15 protein-coding genes are annotated in these 15,135 nt (G+C 33.7%); 12 read left to right on the top strand and 3 right to left on the bottom strand.

Annotated features, from left to right (window positions below):
• Positions 1 to 82: 82 nt before the first annotated feature.
• The 7 genes from JOD96_RS04005 to JOD96_RS04035 all read left to right on the top strand — a co-directional run bounded on the left by JOD96_RS04005 (position 83) and on the right by JOD96_RS04035 (position 6,186).
• The gene (locus tag JOD96_RS04005) at positions 83 to 547 is read left to right on the top strand and encodes a thioredoxin family protein (RefSeq protein ID WP_209562974.1); all 465 of its coding nucleotides are present in this window, start codon (positions 83 to 85) and stop codon (positions 545 to 547) included.
• Positions 548 to 565: 18 nt separating this feature from the next.
• A complete protein-coding gene (locus JOD96_RS04010) occupies positions 566 to 1,726 on the top strand; it encodes a lycopene cyclase family protein (RefSeq protein ID WP_209562975.1) in 1,161 nt (386 codons plus the stop codon).
• Between the two features lie 310 nt (positions 1,727 to 2,036).
• Positions 2,037 to 2,462: an ArsR/SmtB family transcription factor gene (locus JOD96_RS04015; protein ID WP_209562976.1), complete on the top strand. Its 426-nt coding sequence runs from the start codon at positions 2,037 to 2,039 to the stop codon at positions 2,460 to 2,462.
• A gap of 133 nt (positions 2,463 to 2,595) precedes the next feature.
• Positions 2,596 to 3,006, top strand: a complete 411-nt coding sequence (locus JOD96_RS04020) for a BrxA/BrxB family bacilliredoxin (protein WP_209563023.1) — start codon at positions 2,596 to 2,598, stop codon at positions 3,004 to 3,006.
• Positions 3,007 to 3,261: 255 nt separating this feature from the next.
• On the top strand, positions 3,262 to 4,632 hold the full coding sequence (locus tag JOD96_RS04025; RefSeq protein ID WP_209562977.1) for a rhodanese-related sulfurtransferase: 1,371 nt from the start codon (positions 3,262 to 3,264) through the stop codon (positions 4,630 to 4,632).
• Positions 4,633 to 4,714: 82 nt separating this feature from the next.
• A complete protein-coding gene (locus JOD96_RS04030) occupies positions 4,715 to 5,956 on the top strand; it encodes a peptidase U32 family protein (RefSeq protein ID WP_209563024.1) in 1,242 nt (413 codons plus the stop codon).
• On the top strand, positions 5,956 to 6,186 hold the full coding sequence (locus JOD96_RS04035; RefSeq protein WP_209562978.1) for a ferredoxin: 231 nt from the start codon (positions 5,956 to 5,958) through the stop codon (positions 6,184 to 6,186). The genes JOD96_RS04030 and JOD96_RS04035 overlap by 1 nt, the downstream gene beginning before the upstream one ends.
• Before the next feature lie 58 nt (positions 6,187 to 6,244).
• On the opposite strand, the gene JOD96_RS04040 is transcribed toward JOD96_RS04035, so the two are convergent.
• Complete coding sequence (locus JOD96_RS04040; RefSeq protein ID WP_209562979.1) at positions 6,245 to 7,003, bottom strand: hypothetical protein; 759 nt, start codon at positions 7,001 to 7,003, stop codon at positions 6,245 to 6,247.
• A gap of 392 nt (positions 7,004 to 7,395) precedes the next feature.
• On the opposite strand from JOD96_RS04040, the gene JOD96_RS04045 reads away from it, so the two are divergent.
• The 5 genes from JOD96_RS04045 to JOD96_RS04065 all read left to right on the top strand — a co-directional run bounded on the left by JOD96_RS04045 (position 7,396) and on the right by JOD96_RS04065 (position 13,253).
• Complete coding sequence (locus tag JOD96_RS04045; RefSeq protein ID WP_209562980.1) at positions 7,396 to 8,727, top strand: stage 0 sporulation family protein; 1,332 nt, start codon at positions 7,396 to 7,398, stop codon at positions 8,725 to 8,727.
• Positions 8,711 to 9,190 carry a gliding motility lipoprotein GldH gene (locus JOD96_RS04050; RefSeq protein WP_209562981.1) on the top strand — a complete coding sequence of 160 codons (480 nt, stop codon included), beginning with the start codon at positions 8,711 to 8,713 and terminating at the stop codon, positions 9,188 to 9,190. The genes JOD96_RS04045 and JOD96_RS04050 overlap by 17 nt, the downstream gene beginning before the upstream one ends.
• Positions 9,191 to 9,200: 10 nt before the next feature.
• Entirely contained in the window at positions 9,201 to 11,507 is a 2,307-nt protein-coding gene (locus JOD96_RS04055) for a penicillin-binding protein 1A (protein WP_209562982.1), read from the top strand.
• Positions 11,508 to 11,675: 168 nt separating this feature from the next.
• The gene (locus JOD96_RS04060) at positions 11,676 to 12,377 is read left to right on the top strand and encodes a CoA transferase subunit A (RefSeq protein WP_209562983.1); all 702 of its coding nucleotides are present in this window, start codon (positions 11,676 to 11,678) and stop codon (positions 12,375 to 12,377) included.
• A gap of 222 nt (positions 12,378 to 12,599) precedes the next feature.
• Positions 12,600 to 13,253 (top strand): CoA transferase subunit B, encoded by a 654-nt coding sequence (locus JOD96_RS04065; protein WP_209562984.1) that lies wholly within the window; start codon positions 12,600 to 12,602, stop codon positions 13,251 to 13,253.
• Between the two features lie 126 nt (positions 13,254 to 13,379).
• Here the strand turns inward: JOD96_RS04065 and JOD96_RS04070 are convergent, their stop codons facing one another.
• Both JOD96_RS04070 and JOD96_RS04075 read right to left on the bottom strand, forming a co-directional pair.
• Entirely contained in the window at positions 13,380 to 13,907 is a 528-nt protein-coding gene (locus JOD96_RS04070) for a DUF6646 family protein (RefSeq protein ID WP_209562985.1), read from the bottom strand.
• Between the two features lie 51 nt (positions 13,908 to 13,958).
• Positions 13,959 to 14,693 carry a metallophosphoesterase family protein gene (locus JOD96_RS04075; protein WP_209562986.1) on the bottom strand — a complete coding sequence of 245 codons (735 nt, stop codon included), beginning with the start codon at positions 14,691 to 14,693 and terminating at the stop codon, positions 13,959 to 13,961.
• Between the last annotated feature and the right edge of the window lie 442 nt (positions 14,694 to 15,135).

A 15,135-nucleotide genomic window follows, 5' to 3' on the forward strand; every position in this document is an offset into this window, starting at 1 on the left:
CCCGAATTAATTTGTGTAAATTCGTGTAATTCGTGGCAACTCCTTTTAAAAAACCATTTAATCTGTGGCAAAAAACAAACAAATGAAAAAGCTATTTCTCTTAATTTTTTTCTTCGGAATAACTTCAACTGGATTCTGCCAGATTAAAAGCAGGTCTTTTGAAGAAATTGATAGTTTGCAGCAAATTCAAAAACGAAAAATAATAGTTTTTATTCATACCGATTGGTGTCAGTTTTGCCAAAGAATGAAAGTGACCACTTTTAAAAATCAGGAAATAATTCAAAAACTCAATTCAGAATTTTATTTTATTGATTTGAATGCTGAAGAAAAACGAAATATAAGATTTAATAATCAGATATTTAAATTTCAGCCAACGGGAACTAATGTCGGAGTTCACGAACTAGCTTTACAACTTGGAACAAACAATAACCAGATTGTCTATCCGGTTTTATGTGTTATGAATGAGAAAAACGAAATCATCTTCCAGTATTCCAATTATTTATCACCAAAAGATTTTAAAATTCTTTTAGAAAAACTGGAAGAATAAAATTTCTTATTTTTGAGAATGAATTCTTCGCAAATTAAACATTTCGATTACATTTTTACCGGAACTGGTTTATCAGCTTTAATGACCGTTTACAAAATGGTTTTGTCTGGAAAATTTAATGATAAGTCAATTTTGCTTTTAGATGAAAATCAAAAGAAAACGAATGACAGAACATGGTGTTTTTGGATTAAAGAAGAAACTATCTGGAATTCAATTATCTCAAAAAAATGGGATTCGGCTTTATTTGCCAATGAAAACTTTAAGCGTAATATGGCGTTGATACCTTATCAATACTGCCAAATAAAAGGATTGGACTTTTATAATTTTGTTTTTGATATACTTTCAAAAAATTCAAATATTACTTTTTCGATAGAAAGAGTAACAGACATTAACGAACTGGAATCGCACGTTTTTGTTGGGACAGAAGCAAACAGGTTTACATGTGATTATCTTTTCAACAGCATTTATACCAAAGCTCTCGCTCAAAACCAAACCCAATATCCCGTTTTACAGCAGCATTTTATTGGTTGGTTTGTAAAAACTGAAACCGAAATCTTTAATCCGGAAGAAGCAATTTTTATGGATTTTTCTGTAGAACAAAAAGGCAATACGCGTTTCATGTATATCCTGCCTGTGTCTAAGACAGAAGCTTTAATAGAGTACACTTTGTTTTCGGAAAATCTACTGCAAACAGAAGAATACGAAAATGCAATTCAAAATTATCTCCACCAGCTTGGGGCTAAGCAATTTGAAATTGTAGAAAAAGAACGAGGAAGTATACCCATGACCTGTTATCCTTTCTGGAAGAAAAATACAAAACGGGTTCTTAATATTGGCACCGCCGGTGGTTGGACAAAAGCGAGTACAGGATATACTTTTCGAAATTCAGATAAAAAATCTTCTCAGTTAGTTGATTTTCTTCAAAAAGAGAATTTTAAAATGTCTTCTTTTCATAAAAAAAATCGGTTTTGGTTTTACGATTTATTGCTTTTGGATATTTTACATCGAAATAACGAATTAGGAAGTTCTATTTTTTCTTCCCTGTTCAAAAAAGGCGATCCGGCTTTGATTTTTAAGTTTTTAGACGAAGAAACAAATATAATGGAAGATTTAAGAGTGATTTTAAAATGCCCTAAAACGCTATTTATTAAGACTTTACTTCAAATAATATTTAGATAAATTTTCTAATGGCAGAGCAAAAAGGTGGTTTTTGTACTTTTCATTGAGTTTAATAATACTCTGCTCAATCTGTCAAATATCAGTTACAGCTTAACATTTCTAAACAGAAATAATTTCTTATCGTAATAGATAGTGGATGGCCGTAAAACACTGGCTTTTCCACCAAACACAATCCATTATAAAAATGTCTTATTATTTTGTTTTAACACCTTTTAAAGGTGATTAAAAAATGATATGGTCTGTAAATTTGCCGACAGAAAACAATGTAGATGTGAAATCGTTTTTTTACGATAATGAATAATGAGAAATTATGGGAATTACCAAACAATTAAATTTTGATATAGAAACGAAGGCAATAGGAAAAATCTGCAAAGCACTCGGGCATCCTGTACGAATTCAGATTATGACACTTTTATGGAAAAGAGACAACAGAACATGTGGAGAAATTGTTGAATTAATTCCCCTGGCACAATCAACAATATCCAAACATTTATTAGAGTTGAAAAAAGCAAATCTCGTAAACATAAAAACCGAGGGAAAAAAAATCATTTATTCTATTGAGGTTGGCAACATCCAGATACTTAGCAAATATTTTTCCAGCTATCTTTCTACTATTGAAATTTCTGAACAGGACAAATCAACCGTTTTAACAACAAAACGTAAATCAAGAGGCAGAATTCATTTAAAACAATATAATTATCAATTTCCTCATAAAAAATTGAAAGAGGTTATTTAATATTTCCGAACTATATTTATTAAGTTTTAAATTTACTATTTAACTATAACAAAACTTTATACTTCAAATTAACGAGTTGAGAGTAAACTTTGTAACTTTGCAGTTCAAAAAGTACAATTTAAAAGATAAAAATATGTATCCAGAAGAAATGGTAAAACCAATGCAGGCTGAATTAACAGCTGCAGGTTTTCAAGATTTACATAGTGCTGAAGCTGTAGATAATGCTATCAAGTCAGAAGGCACCACTTTAGTTGTTGTAAATTCAGTTTGTGGTTGTGCTGCAAGAAATGCACGTCCAGGAGCAAAAATGAGTTTAGAAGGCGCTAAAAAACCAGATCACTTAATTACTGTTTTCGCTGGTGTTGACAAAGAAGCAGTTGATGCTGCCAGACAACATATGTTCCCTTTTCCTCCATCATCACCATCTATGGCTTTGTTCAAAAACGGAGAACTGGTTCACATGTTAGAACGTCACCATATCGAAGGACGTCCAGCTGAATTAATTGCTGAGAATTTACAAGATGCGTTTAACGAGTATTGTTAATTTTTAGGGACTAAGGTTCTGATTTGCTGAGGTTCTGAGATTTTAGGTTCAAAGTGGCAAAGGTACAGAGGTACAAAGATTTAAAAAGCACTATAGAAATATAGTGCTTTTCTGTTTTTATAAAATCTTTAAAATTCTTAGAACCTTAGTAACTCAGAACCTCAGAACCTTTGTCACTATGAGCCTTTGCATCTTTGAACCTTTTTAATTACTTTTGCAAAAAAATAATTTCTAAACTTAAAAACTGTTTATAGCATGCAACTGTACAACACTTTAAGCGCAGAAGAAAGAGCCATCATGATCGATGATGCCGGTAAACAACGTCTTACGTTGTCTTTCTATGCGTATGCCAAAATTCAAGATCCCAAAAAATTTCGCGATGATTTATTTCTAGCCTGGAATGCACTCGATGCTTTAGGCCGAATTTACGTTGCAACTGAAGGAATAAATGCTCAAATGAGTATTCCTGAAGAAAATTTGGAGGCTTTTAGAGAAACTCTTGAAGCTTATGATTTCATGAAAGGCATTCGTTTGAACGAAGCGGTAGAACATGATGACCATTCCTTTTTAAAACTTACTATTAAAGTTCGTGATAAAATCGTTGCCGACGGTTTAAACGACGAAACTTTTGATGTTACCAATATAGGCATTCACTTGAAAGCCAAAGAATTCAACGAAATTCTGGATGACCCAAATACGATTGTAGTTGATTTTAGAAATCACTACGAAAGTGAAGTTGGACATTTTAAAAACGCCATTACTCCCGATGTTGAAACTTTTAGAGAAAGTTTACCGATAATCAACGAACAGCTTCAAAACCACAAAGAAGATAAAAATCTTGTCATGTATTGTACAGGTGGAATTCGCTGCGAAAAAGCAAGTGCTTATTTTAAACATCAGGGTTTTAAGAATGTTTACCAATTAGAAGGTGGAATCATCAACTATGCAAAACAGCTTAAAGAAGAAGGTTTAGAAAGTAAATTCATTGGAAAAAACTTTGTATTTGATAATCGTCTGGGTGAAAGAATCACCGAAGATATAATCTCTCAATGCCACCAATGCGGCAAACCTTGCGACAATCATACCAATTGCGAAAATGATGGCTGTCATTTGCTCTTTATTCAATGTGATGAATGCAAAGCTGCAATGGAAAATTGCTGTTCTACAGAATGTTTAGATATTATCCACATGCCTTTGGTGGATCAGGTTCGTTTGCGTACCGGAAAACAAGTTGGAAATAAAGTGTTTAGAAAAGGTAAATCTGAAAACTTAAAATTCAAACATTCAGGCGACTTGCCAAATTCTGCCTTAGCCGCGGAAACGCAAAGCGGAACTAAACCTGCTGATATCCGTCAAAAAATAAAAGTAAAGAAAGTACTCCTTGGAAAAGCCGAGCATTATTATGTAAAAGCACAAGTGGGTCAGTTTACTATTGAAAATCAAGAGTTAAACGCTGGAGATAAAATCTTAATTTCTGGTCCGACAACTGGTGAACAACAACTGATTTTAGAAAAACTAATTGTCGACGGAGCTGAAACTGCAACTGCCAAAATTGGTGATAAAGTTACTTTTGAAATTCCTTTTCGTATTCGTTTGTCAGATAAATTGTATAAAATTGTAAATTAGCGCATTTTTTAAGCTAATTTATATGTCGCATTCAATTTAAAGCACGCCAATGGTTTATCCATTTGGAGACAATACAACAAAAATGAAAACAAATACTAAAATCGAACTCATGGCTCCCGCAGGGAACTTTGAGTCGCTTCAGGCTGCGCTCGATAACGGCTGCGATTCTGTATACTTTGGTGTTGAACAACTTAACATGCGAGCACGTTCAACAGTAAATTTTACAATGGATGATTTACAGGATATTGCAAATCGCTGCGAAGCAAAAAACGTTCGAACCTATCTGACTTTAAACACCATAATTTACGACCACGATTTATCTGTTGTAAAAACATTATTGAATAAGGCCAAAGAAGCAAATATTACAGCAGTAATAGCATCTGATCAGGCTGTAATCGCCATGGCACGATCAATTGGTATGGAAGTTCATATTTCAACTCAGTTGAATATTACCAATATTGAAACCATTAAATTCTATAGTTTATTTGCCGACACAATGGTATTAAGTCGCGAATTGAGTTTACGTCAGGTTAAAAATATTACAGCCCAAATAGAAAAAGAACAAATAAAAGGTCCGAACGGCAATTTAGTTGAAATCGAAATTTTCGGTCACGGCGCATTATGTATGGCTGTTTCAGGAAAATGTTATTTGAGTTTGCATTCGCATAATTCATCTGCAAATCGCGGTGCCTGCAAACAAAATTGCCGTAAAAAATATACCGTGATTGATCAGGAAACCGGTTTTGAAATTGAATTGGATAACGAATACATGATGTCTCCCAAAGATTTATGTACCGTGGATTTTTTAGATCAGGTAATTGATTCCGGAATTCAGGTTTTAAAAATCGAAGGTCGCGGCCGTGCGCCGGAATATGTAGCAACCGTTATTAAAACCTATCGTGAAGCTATTGATGCCTATTATAATGGAACTTTCTCAAAAGACAAAACCGCAGTCTGGATGGAAGCTTTAAATACAGTTTACAATCGCGGTTTCTGGTCAGGTTATTATCTGGGTCAGGAATTAGGTGAATGGAGTGATATTCCCGGATCTGCAGCAACGCAAAAGAAAGTATACGTTGGAAAAGGAACACACTATTTCCCAAAAGCAGAAGTAGGTCAATTCAAAATTGAGGCTTACGATATTAAAATTGGAGATAAAATTCTGGTAACCGGTCCAAGCACAGGTGCTCAGGAAATGATTATTGACGAAATGTTTGTGAATGACATTGCTGGAGAAAAAGCTACAAAAGGCGATGACTGCAGCTTAAAACTGCCATTTAGAATCAGGATGTCTGATAAATTATATAAAATTGTAGAAGCGTAATGGTTATCATAACTTTACAAAGAGGCAAATGCATTGGCTGTAATTACTGTGTCGAAATGGATCCGGTGCATTTTCAAATGTCAAAAAAAGACGGAAAATCGGTTTTGATCCATTCAGTAAATGCAAAAGGATTTTTTACTTTAAAATCTCCGAATCATGGCATTGTTGAAAGCTGCGAATTGGCGGCAAAAGCTTGTCCAGTGAAAATTATTACGGTTAAGGAGACTTAGAAAAGAAATGCCCATATTTCTTATAAAACATGGGCATTATTATTTGATTTTACCTTTTTTAATTTTCTATAGTTACAAAGGACTTAATTTGAATGTAATTATGTTTGTCTTGAATTTCCTTTTCCAGAAAAATTATATAGTTATTAAAGTAATCTGAAAGATCAAAGTCTTCTATTGATTGTTTATCAGCATTATAAAATCGGGTTGAATGCACAAAATTTTCTAAATCAAGTATTTTTTTAGATTTGAATTTTGGTCTGTTTTGCTCTTCAAACTCTTCAAAGTAAAAAATCCCTGTCTTAGATTTTCCACCATCTTTTAATGCATATCTTTTTGGCTTACAGTCTGGTTCAGGTTCGTAGATATAATTGTTATCTAGTTTGAAAAAAAGTGTGTCTTTTCTTTTATTTTGAATTACCTTCATATCCTTGTGGATAGGGTAATACGAGATATATCGTAAATTTTTAGATTGTATTAATTCACTTCCATTCACAAAAAAAATCACGTATTTATCAATTAAGGAATCCTTTAGCTTCCATTTATCTACAATTTTATTATGACCGCCGTCACAATAAAATTTCTTATTTTCAATATATTCTTTTATTGATATTATTTTTTTGGGTTTAATTCCTTTTAAAACAGTGTCAGTGTCAAAAAAAATATAACCATCTGTATTGGTTTCCCTTATCTGCATCTTTTCAAATGCTAATTTATTGTAATAAGTTTCATCTACTGTATGTTTGATCCATGGTGATACGGTATAATATTTATCAACATTAAAAAAAAGAGTATCTTTTTCTTTGATTTGTGCTGACAAATCAATGTATATAAAAAAGGATAATAGAATAAAAAAACAGGTTTTCATTTTTATAAAAAATCAAGGATTACTGGATGCTAATTTGTTTTAAAAATATTTTAATCTTATGCTGATTTTCAAAAAGCGTGCAAATTTATCCTTAATTTTCTTACGAGATAGTGTTTTTAAATAAATTTAACAAAAATTAAACGTAAATAAAAACAGTTAAAAAGAGATGAAAAACTAAATGGCCAGCTACTGTTTGAAAGAATGTTTTCCTTTAATAATTATATGTTTAATCATTTAACATCCGTTTAGAATTAATCGATAAAAAGCAAAATAAAAAAATACTATCTTTACCGATTAAATGTTTATGAACTTAAGTCGTTTTTTGCGACACTACATATATAATTATGGCATGTACAAGTTGTTCAACCTCAGATGGCGGCGCACCAAAGGGTTGTAAAAATAATGGGACTTGCGGCACCGATAGCTGCAATAAATTGACTGTTTTTGACTGGCTGGCCAACATGAGCCCGTCTAATGGAGAGGCAATTTTTGATTGTGTTGAAGTTCGTTTTAAAAACGGACGAAAAGAATTCTTTAGAAATTCAGAAAAATTAACGCTAAGTATTGGTGATATAGTAGCAACTGTTGCTTCACCAGGACATGATATTGGAATTGTTACACTTACAGGCGAATTGGTAAAAATTCAAATGAAGAAAAAAGGAGTAAATCCGGATAGTAACGAAATTCCTAAAATCTACAGAAAAGCATCTCAGAAGGATATTGACATATGGTCTGTAGCGCGCGATCGTGAAGAACCTATGAAAGTTCGTGCACGTGAACTGGCAATCCAGCATAAATTGGAAATGAAAATTTCGGATATTGAATTCCAGGGAGACGGTTCAAAAGCAACATTTTATTATACGGCAAACGACAGAGTCGATTTTAGACTGTTAATCAAAGATTTTGCTAAAGAATTCAGTACAAGAGTAGAGATGAAACAAGTTGGTTTTCGTCAGGAAGCAGCACGCCTTGGCGGAATTGGTTCTTGTGGACGTGAACTTTGCTGTTCGACCTGGCTGACTGATTTCAGAAGTGTAAATACTTCGGCAGCAAGATACCAGCAGCTTTCACTTAATCCTCAGAAATTAGCTGGACAATGTGGAAAATTAAAGTGCTGTCTAAACTATGAGCTTGATACTTACATGGATGCATTAAAAGATTTTCCGGATTATGACACTAAGTTAGTGACAGAAAAGGGCGATGCAGTTTGTCAGAAACAAGATATTTTTAAGGGTTTGATGTGGTTTGCCTACACAAATAATTTTGCAAACTGGCATGTTTTAAAAATTGATCAGGTCAAAGAAATAATTGCAGAAAACAAACAGAAGAATAAAGTATCTTCTCTTGAAGATTTTGCTATTGAAGTAACTTCAGAACCTGAAAAAGATTTCAATAATGCAATGGGGCAGGAAAGTTTAACGCGTTTTGATCAGCCAAAAAGAAAGAAAAAACCAAATCGAAAACGCAAACCAAATGCAGAAAATGCTATTGTTGCCAACACAAATCAGGTAAAGCCTCAAGGTAACAATAATAAACCTGCAGGAGCAAATCCGAACAAACCAAAAAAATCGAACAACAAACCAAATCAGTCGAATAAATCAAATAATTCGAACGATAATAAACCCACAGAACCTAGAAAACCTATAATTATTACTAAAAATGAGAATAAAAAATAGCGGGATTCTTATTTTGGCAGCTATACTTCTTTTTTCATGCGATAAAAAAAGAGTGTTTGATCAGTACAAATCTGTTGGAAGTGCGTGGCATAAAGACAGTATTGTAACATTTGACCTGCCAGTTTTAGATTCTACCAAAAAGTACAATTTATTTGTAAATTTGAGAGACAATAACAATTATCCGTTTAATAATTTGTTTTTAATTGTAGCTATTGAAACACCAAACGGATTCACAAAAGTGGATACCTTAGAGTATCAAATGGCAAATCCGGATGGAACGTTATTAGGAAATGGTTTTACAGATATAAAAGAAAGTAAACTGTTTTATAAAGAAGGTGTAAAATTTAGAGGAAAATACAAAGTACACATCAAACAAGCAGTTAGAGAATCAGGAAAAATTCCTGGAGTTCAGACTTTAGAAGGTATTACAGACGTAGGTTTTAGAATAGAACAAAAAGAATAGACGAATATTTATGGCTACTAAAAAAAACAATCAGACAGCTACTACTAAAGACATTAATTATTATAAAAAGAAATTTTGGAGAGTTTTTGCCTATACTTTATTAGGTATTTTGGCTTTCTTTTTATTTGCATCATGGGGATTATTCGGATCGATGCCTTCTTTTGAGGATTTAGAAAATCCGGATTCTAATCTGGCTACCGAAATTATATCATCTGACGGAGTTGTAATTGGTAAATATTTTAAAACCAACAGATCTCAGTTAAAATATTCAGATCTTCCAAAAAGCCTCGTTGAAGCTTTGGTAGCTACCGAAGATGCCCGTTTTTATGAACATTCGGGAATTGACGGACGCGGAACTTTAAGAGCTGTTTTTACTTTAGGAACAAATGGGGGAGCAAGTACACTAACCCAACAGCTGGCAAAACAATTGTTTCACGGAGAAGGATCTAAATTTCTTCCTTTTAGGATTGTACAGAAGATAAAAGAGTGGATTATTGCTATTCGCCTTGAAAGGCAATATACAAAGAATGAAATTCTGGCAATGTATTGCAACGTTTATGATTTCGGAAATTATTCGGTTGGAGTAAGCTCAGCGGCACAAACCTATTTTTCTAAAGACCCAAAAGATTTAACACTGGACGAATCAGCTATTTTGGTTGGAATGTTCAAAAATTCAGGATTATATAATCCGGTCAGAAATCCGGAAGGAGTAAAAAACCGTCGTAATGTGGTGCTTTCTCAAATGGCAAAAGCAAAGATGATTTCTGAATCTGAAAAAGAAAGATTACAATCCTTGCCAATTGCTTTAAAATTCAAATTAGAAAGCCACCGTGAAGGAATGGCGACTTATTTCAGAGAATATCTTCGTGATTATATGAAGAAATGGACAGCCGAAAACAAAAAACCTGACGGTTCAGATTATGATGTCTACAAAGATGGTCTTAAAATATACACCACTATCGATTCGAGAATGCAGAAATATGCCGAAGAGGCTGTGTCTGAACATATGAAGAATCTGCAGCAGCAATTTTTTATTGAAATGAAAAACAATAAAAATGCGCCTTTTGTCAATATTACCAAAGCAGAAACAGATCGTATCATGATGCAGGCGATGAAAAATTCTGTGCGTTGGGCAACCTTGAAAGATATGGATAAAAGCGAGGATGAAATTATAAAGTCATTTGACGTAAAAACAAAGATGACAATATTTACCTGGAAAGGGGAACGTGATACTATAATGACACCCAGAGATTCTATTCGTTATTACAAGCACTTTTTGCAATCTGGTTTAATGGCAATGGAACCGCAAACCGGAAATATCAAAGCATGGGTAGGTGGTATTAATTATAAATATTTCCAGTACGATCACGTTGGGCAAGGAGCAAGACAAGTAGGATCTACTTTTAAACCATTTGTTTATGCTACTGCAATTGAGCAATTAAATATGTCTCCTTGTGATTCTATCCTTGATGGACCATTTATGATTCATAAAGGGCGTCACCACGTAACGGAAGATTGGGAACCAAGAAACTCTGACAACAGATACCGTGGAATGGTAACTTTAAAACAAGGATTGGCAAACTCTATCAATACAGTTTCGGCAAAATTAATTGACAGAACCGGACCCGAAGCAGTTGTTGAATTAACCAGAAAACTTGGTGTGAAAACAGAAATTCCTGTACAACCCTCTATCGCACTTGGGGCAGTAGATATCACAGTCGAAGATATGGTGGCCGCATACAGTACATTTGCAAATCAGGGTGTTTATGTAAAACCACAATTTTTAAGCAGAATTGAGAACAAAAGCGGTGAAGTAATTTATGAGCCAATTCCGGAATCTCATGATGTTTTAAATAAAGATATCGCCTTTGCCGTAATCAAATTACTTCAGGGAGTTACTGAAACGGGTTCCGGAGCACGTTTACGTACTCAGGGAGGTGGAAGCGGAGATAACCGTTGGACAGGATATCCGTATATGTTCAAAAATCCAATTGCAGGTAAAACAGGAACAACACAAAATCAATCAGATGGTTGGTTTATGGGGATGGTTCCAAACTTAGTTACCGGTGTTTGGGTAGGTTGCGAAGATCGTTCAGCACGTTTTAAAAGTCTGACTTACGGACAAGGTGCTACAGCTGCATTGCCGGTTTGGGCATATTTCATGAAATTATGTTATGCAGATAAAGATCTTCAGGTTTCTAAAGCTGAGTTTGAGCGCCCGGCAAATCTCTCTATCAAAGTAGATTGTTACAGCAGGCCTGCAGTAGTGAAAGATACCACACAGACAGAACAAAATACAGACGAATTCGAATTGTAATTTCGATTCCCTTTAAATAAAAATATCCTTTTGTACTTCTGCATTTAGAAGTTTACAAAAGGATATTTTTTTTGGAATGAAATGATTTTATTTTTTTGCGAAATCGTTATAATTAAATCTAAAAATCTTATTTTTATCAAAATTATATGGTAATAAAGACAGTTTGTTATGATAACAAAAAAAGTAAATAGCGTTCAGGATGCAATAAAAGGAATCGAAAGCAGTATGACAATTATGTTTGGCGGTTTTGGATTATGCGGAATTCCTGAAAATACAATCGCAGCATTAGTAAATACAACCATTTCAGACCTAACCTGTATTTCTAATAATGCCGGAGTTGATGATTTTGGTCTGGGATTGCTTTTGCAGAAGAAACAAATTAAAAAAATGATTTCGTCTTATGTGGGTGAAAATGCCGAGTTCGAACGTCAAATGCTTTCAGGAGAACTAGAAGTAGAACTGACTCCGCAAGGTACTCTGGCAGAACGCTGTCGTGCTGCACAAGCCGGAATCCCAGCATTCTTTACACCAGCTGGTTACGGAACCGAAGTTGCGGAAGGAAAAGAAGTTCGCGAATTCAACGGAAAAATGCACATTATGGAACAAGCATTCAAAGCAGATTTTGCTATTGTTAAGGCATGGAAAGGTGATGAAGCCGGAAATCTAATTTTTAAAGGAACTGCCAGAAACTTTAATGCCTGTATGGCGGGTGCTGCAAAGATAACAGTTGCTGAGGTTGAAGAATTAGTTCCAGTTGGGACATTAGACCCAAATCAAATTCACATTCCGGGAATTATGGTACAGCGTATTTTTCAGGGTGAGAAGTTTGAAAAAAGAATTGAACAGCGAACTGTAAGACAGAGGAATTAGATAATGAGATATTTTGTCAATTAGATAATGAATTATAATGCAAAATTGTTGCGTTAAATAAATTTGAGAATTGATATGATATTGATTTTTAGAAAATTACTTTAAACAACATAAAGTAAAATATTAGATAATTAGAAAATGTGATAATTAGATAATTAATTAGATTGCTCAATTGTGGGTATTATTTTAATTGTCTAATTTCCAAATTGACACATTCAGTTTATGTTAACAAAAGAAGATATTGCAAAACGAATTGCAAAAGAAGTAAAAGACCGTTATTTCGTTAATCTTGGAATTGGAATACCGACTTTGGTTGCTAATTATGTAAGAGAAGATATAGCTGTTGAGTTTCAAAGCGAAAACGGTGTTCTGGGTATGGGACCTTTTCCTTTTGCAGGAGAAGAAGATGCTGACATTATAAATGCAGGAAAACAAACCATTACAACTCTTCCGGGAGCCAGTTTCTTCGATTCAGCTTTTAGTTTCGGAATGATTCGCAGCCAAAAAGTAGATTTAACGATTTTAGGCGCGATGGAAGTTTCTGAAAACGGGGATATCGCCAACTGGAAAATTCCGGGTAAAATGGTAAAGGGTATGGGTGGGGCAATGGATTTGGTAGCTTCTGCCGAAAATATAATCGTTGCCATGATGCATGTTAATAAAGCCGGGGAATCTAAAATCCTAAAAAAATGCACTTTGCCATTAACAGGTGTTGGTTGCGTTAAAAAGGTTGTAACAGAGCTTGCAGTTCTCGAAGTGACAGATAAAGGTTTTAAGCTCTTAGAACGTGCGCCAGGTGTTTCTGTAGAGCATATTGTAGCATCAACAGAAGCAGATTTGATAATTGAAGGAGAAATACCTGAAATGGCAATCTAATCATCTAAACGGAAAAGTGGTTTACCAAAGATTTCCAAAAATTATTTTGAAGAACCGCAAACTTTAAAAAGCAAAGAAACCGCCCAATTGGGCGGTTTTTTATTCTTTAAAAACATATAGCTTTTATTATAAATTAAAAGAAGCTCCTAAGCTAAAAGTGGCTTGATTGTTTAAATGATAAAAAGGATCATTATTGCTTCCGTATTTCGCGATCGGAAATCCAATTTCCGTGAAAACGCCAAATCCGTCAGTGAAGAAATAACGGCCTCCAACATGACCTCCGAAGTTATGTAAACCTAAACTTAATCCAGGATAAACATCTAATTGCTCAACACCAATTACGCTTGATAAATTTGCATTGATTCTTGCTTTTGCATCAAAACGATCCTGAAATTCAGGTTTTGTATCATAATATGCCGAAGGAACATTATGGTAGTAACCTGTAAAGTTGTCTACTCCTAATAAATAAGTAGTTACGAAACCAAATGAGAAATTTTCTCCCAAACCAAAATCTACAGAACCCTGAATTCCAGAACCACCATCTTGCAGATTAGCACCCACATTTACTTTAATGTCTCCTTTACCTTTGAAGGCTTGTTGTGCATTAATAAAACCGAATGATACTAAGAACAAAAGTGTAATAACCTTTTTCATAAATTTTAAATATTAATTATTTTGCAGCACAAATGTAGAGTTTTTAATGGTTTAATTCCTACCCTTTTCGTTAAAATACAGTTCGTTTAACGGTGTACTTTGCCAGAATTCTTTGGTGTCGACGTTCATAATCGTCAGAGGACCTTTGAAGGCTGCTCCGGTATCAATATTCCATACACATGCCTTATTTACAGGAACCGTCTCGCCAATTCTGGTAACCGGAGTATGTCCAATGTAAACTTCTTTATAAACTGTAAAACGTTTTGGATAATACAAATCGTAGGGTTTTAAATTCGGATCTAATGAAAGAGCAGACTCCCAAAGAGTTCTGTCCCAATAGAATAATTTCGAAAAAAATTCATATCTGACACCACTCAAATTGGTAAAGCCGGCATGAACAAATAACCTGTTCTGATCATCAAGATAATAATCCTGTAAGGATTCAAAAAAAGCTATATGAGTTTTCTTTTTTTCTTCAGAAATTTTAGAATAACCTTCAACTGTAGCCTGTCCGCCATGTTTGTACCACATTTCTTCATCAAATTCCTCAAATCGGTTTTCCAGCCAGTCCAAAGCAAGCTGATCGTGATTTCCCCTGATACAGATACACTTTTGTTTGGTTTTGAGATCGATCAAAAAATCAATCACTTCTGTAGAATGGCTCCATCCATCAACATAATCACCTAAAAATATAAGAGTATCTTTTGTAGTAACTTCGGCTTTCTCTAACACTTGTTCAAGTGCGAGTAATCCTCCGTGTATGTCGCCTATAACAAATGTTCGCATTTTATTTTATTTCGTATAAGACAAAAATAAAGAAAATGATTTGTATGTAATCATTAAGTGTAAAATCTTTATAAATCCCATTTTTGTTTTGAAGCTAATTTAAGTTTTAGTTTACAAAAAAATAGTTTCAGAGAGATAATTCACGCCTTTTTTTAAAAAGAATCTATCTAAAAATTGTTCGTTTTTATTTTCTTACAGGAAAAAGACTGTAAAATTATAATATTTAACGTAAAACATTAATTTTCAGTATAATACTAATTTATTCTGTAAGGCATTGTTATTACTGATATTTTATGTTATTTTTTGACGTCTTTTCATGGCTAAATGTTGTATTTTATCGATAAAAGGCAAATTTATCCGATTAATTAACAAAATTTGTATATTTTTATCATTCAAATAAGGTATTTACTTACATATTTTATTTGCTGATTTTAACCAAATT

Origin of the sequence: Flavobacterium sp. 1355 (genome assembly GCF_017833415.1) — a bacterium.
In the GTDB taxonomy this organism is placed as follows: domain Bacteria; phylum Bacteroidota; class Bacteroidia; order Flavobacteriales; family Flavobacteriaceae; genus Flavobacterium.

Excerpts from the sequence above, each read along its gene's own strand:
- JOD96_RS04070 (WP_209562985.1), bottom strand. The coding sequence starts at position 13,907 with ATGAAAAAGGTTATTACACTTTTGTTCTTAGTATCATTCGGTTTTATT.
- JOD96_RS04035 (WP_209562978.1), top strand. The coding sequence starts at position 5,956 with ATGGTTATCATAACTTTACAAAGAGGCAAATGCATTGGCTGTAATTAC.
- JOD96_RS04025 (WP_209562977.1), top strand. The coding sequence starts at position 3,262 with ATGCAACTGTACAACACTTTAAGCGCAGAAGAAAGAGCCATCATGATC.
- JOD96_RS04065 (WP_209562984.1), top strand. The coding sequence starts at position 12,600 with ATGTTAACAAAAGAAGATATTGCAAAACGAATTGCAAAAGAAGTAAAA.
- JOD96_RS04015 (WP_209562976.1), top strand. The coding sequence starts at position 2,037 with ATGGGAATTACCAAACAATTAAATTTTGATATAGAAACGAAGGCAATA.
- JOD96_RS04030 (WP_209563024.1), top strand. The coding sequence starts at position 4,715 with ATGAAAACAAATACTAAAATCGAACTCATGGCTCCCGCAGGGAACTTT.
- JOD96_RS04005 (WP_209562974.1), top strand. The coding sequence starts at position 83 with ATGAAAAAGCTATTTCTCTTAATTTTTTTCTTCGGAATAACTTCAACT.
- JOD96_RS04050 (WP_209562981.1), top strand. The coding sequence starts at position 8,711 with ATGAGAATAAAAAATAGCGGGATTCTTATTTTGGCAGCTATACTTCTT.
- JOD96_RS04060 (WP_209562983.1), top strand. The coding sequence starts at position 11,676 with ATGATAACAAAAAAAGTAAATAGCGTTCAGGATGCAATAAAAGGAATC.
- JOD96_RS04055 (WP_209562982.1), top strand. The coding sequence starts at position 9,201 with ATGGCTACTAAAAAAAACAATCAGACAGCTACTACTAAAGACATTAAT.
- JOD96_RS04010 (WP_209562975.1), top strand. The coding sequence starts at position 566 with ATGAATTCTTCGCAAATTAAACATTTCGATTACATTTTTACCGGAACT.
- JOD96_RS04020 (WP_209563023.1), top strand. The coding sequence starts at position 2,596 with ATGTATCCAGAAGAAATGGTAAAACCAATGCAGGCTGAATTAACAGCT.
- JOD96_RS04045 (WP_209562980.1), top strand. The coding sequence starts at position 7,396 with ATGGCATGTACAAGTTGTTCAACCTCAGATGGCGGCGCACCAAAGGGT.
- JOD96_RS04075 (WP_209562986.1), bottom strand. The coding sequence starts at position 14,693 with ATGCGAACATTTGTTATAGGCGACATACACGGAGGATTACTCGCACTT.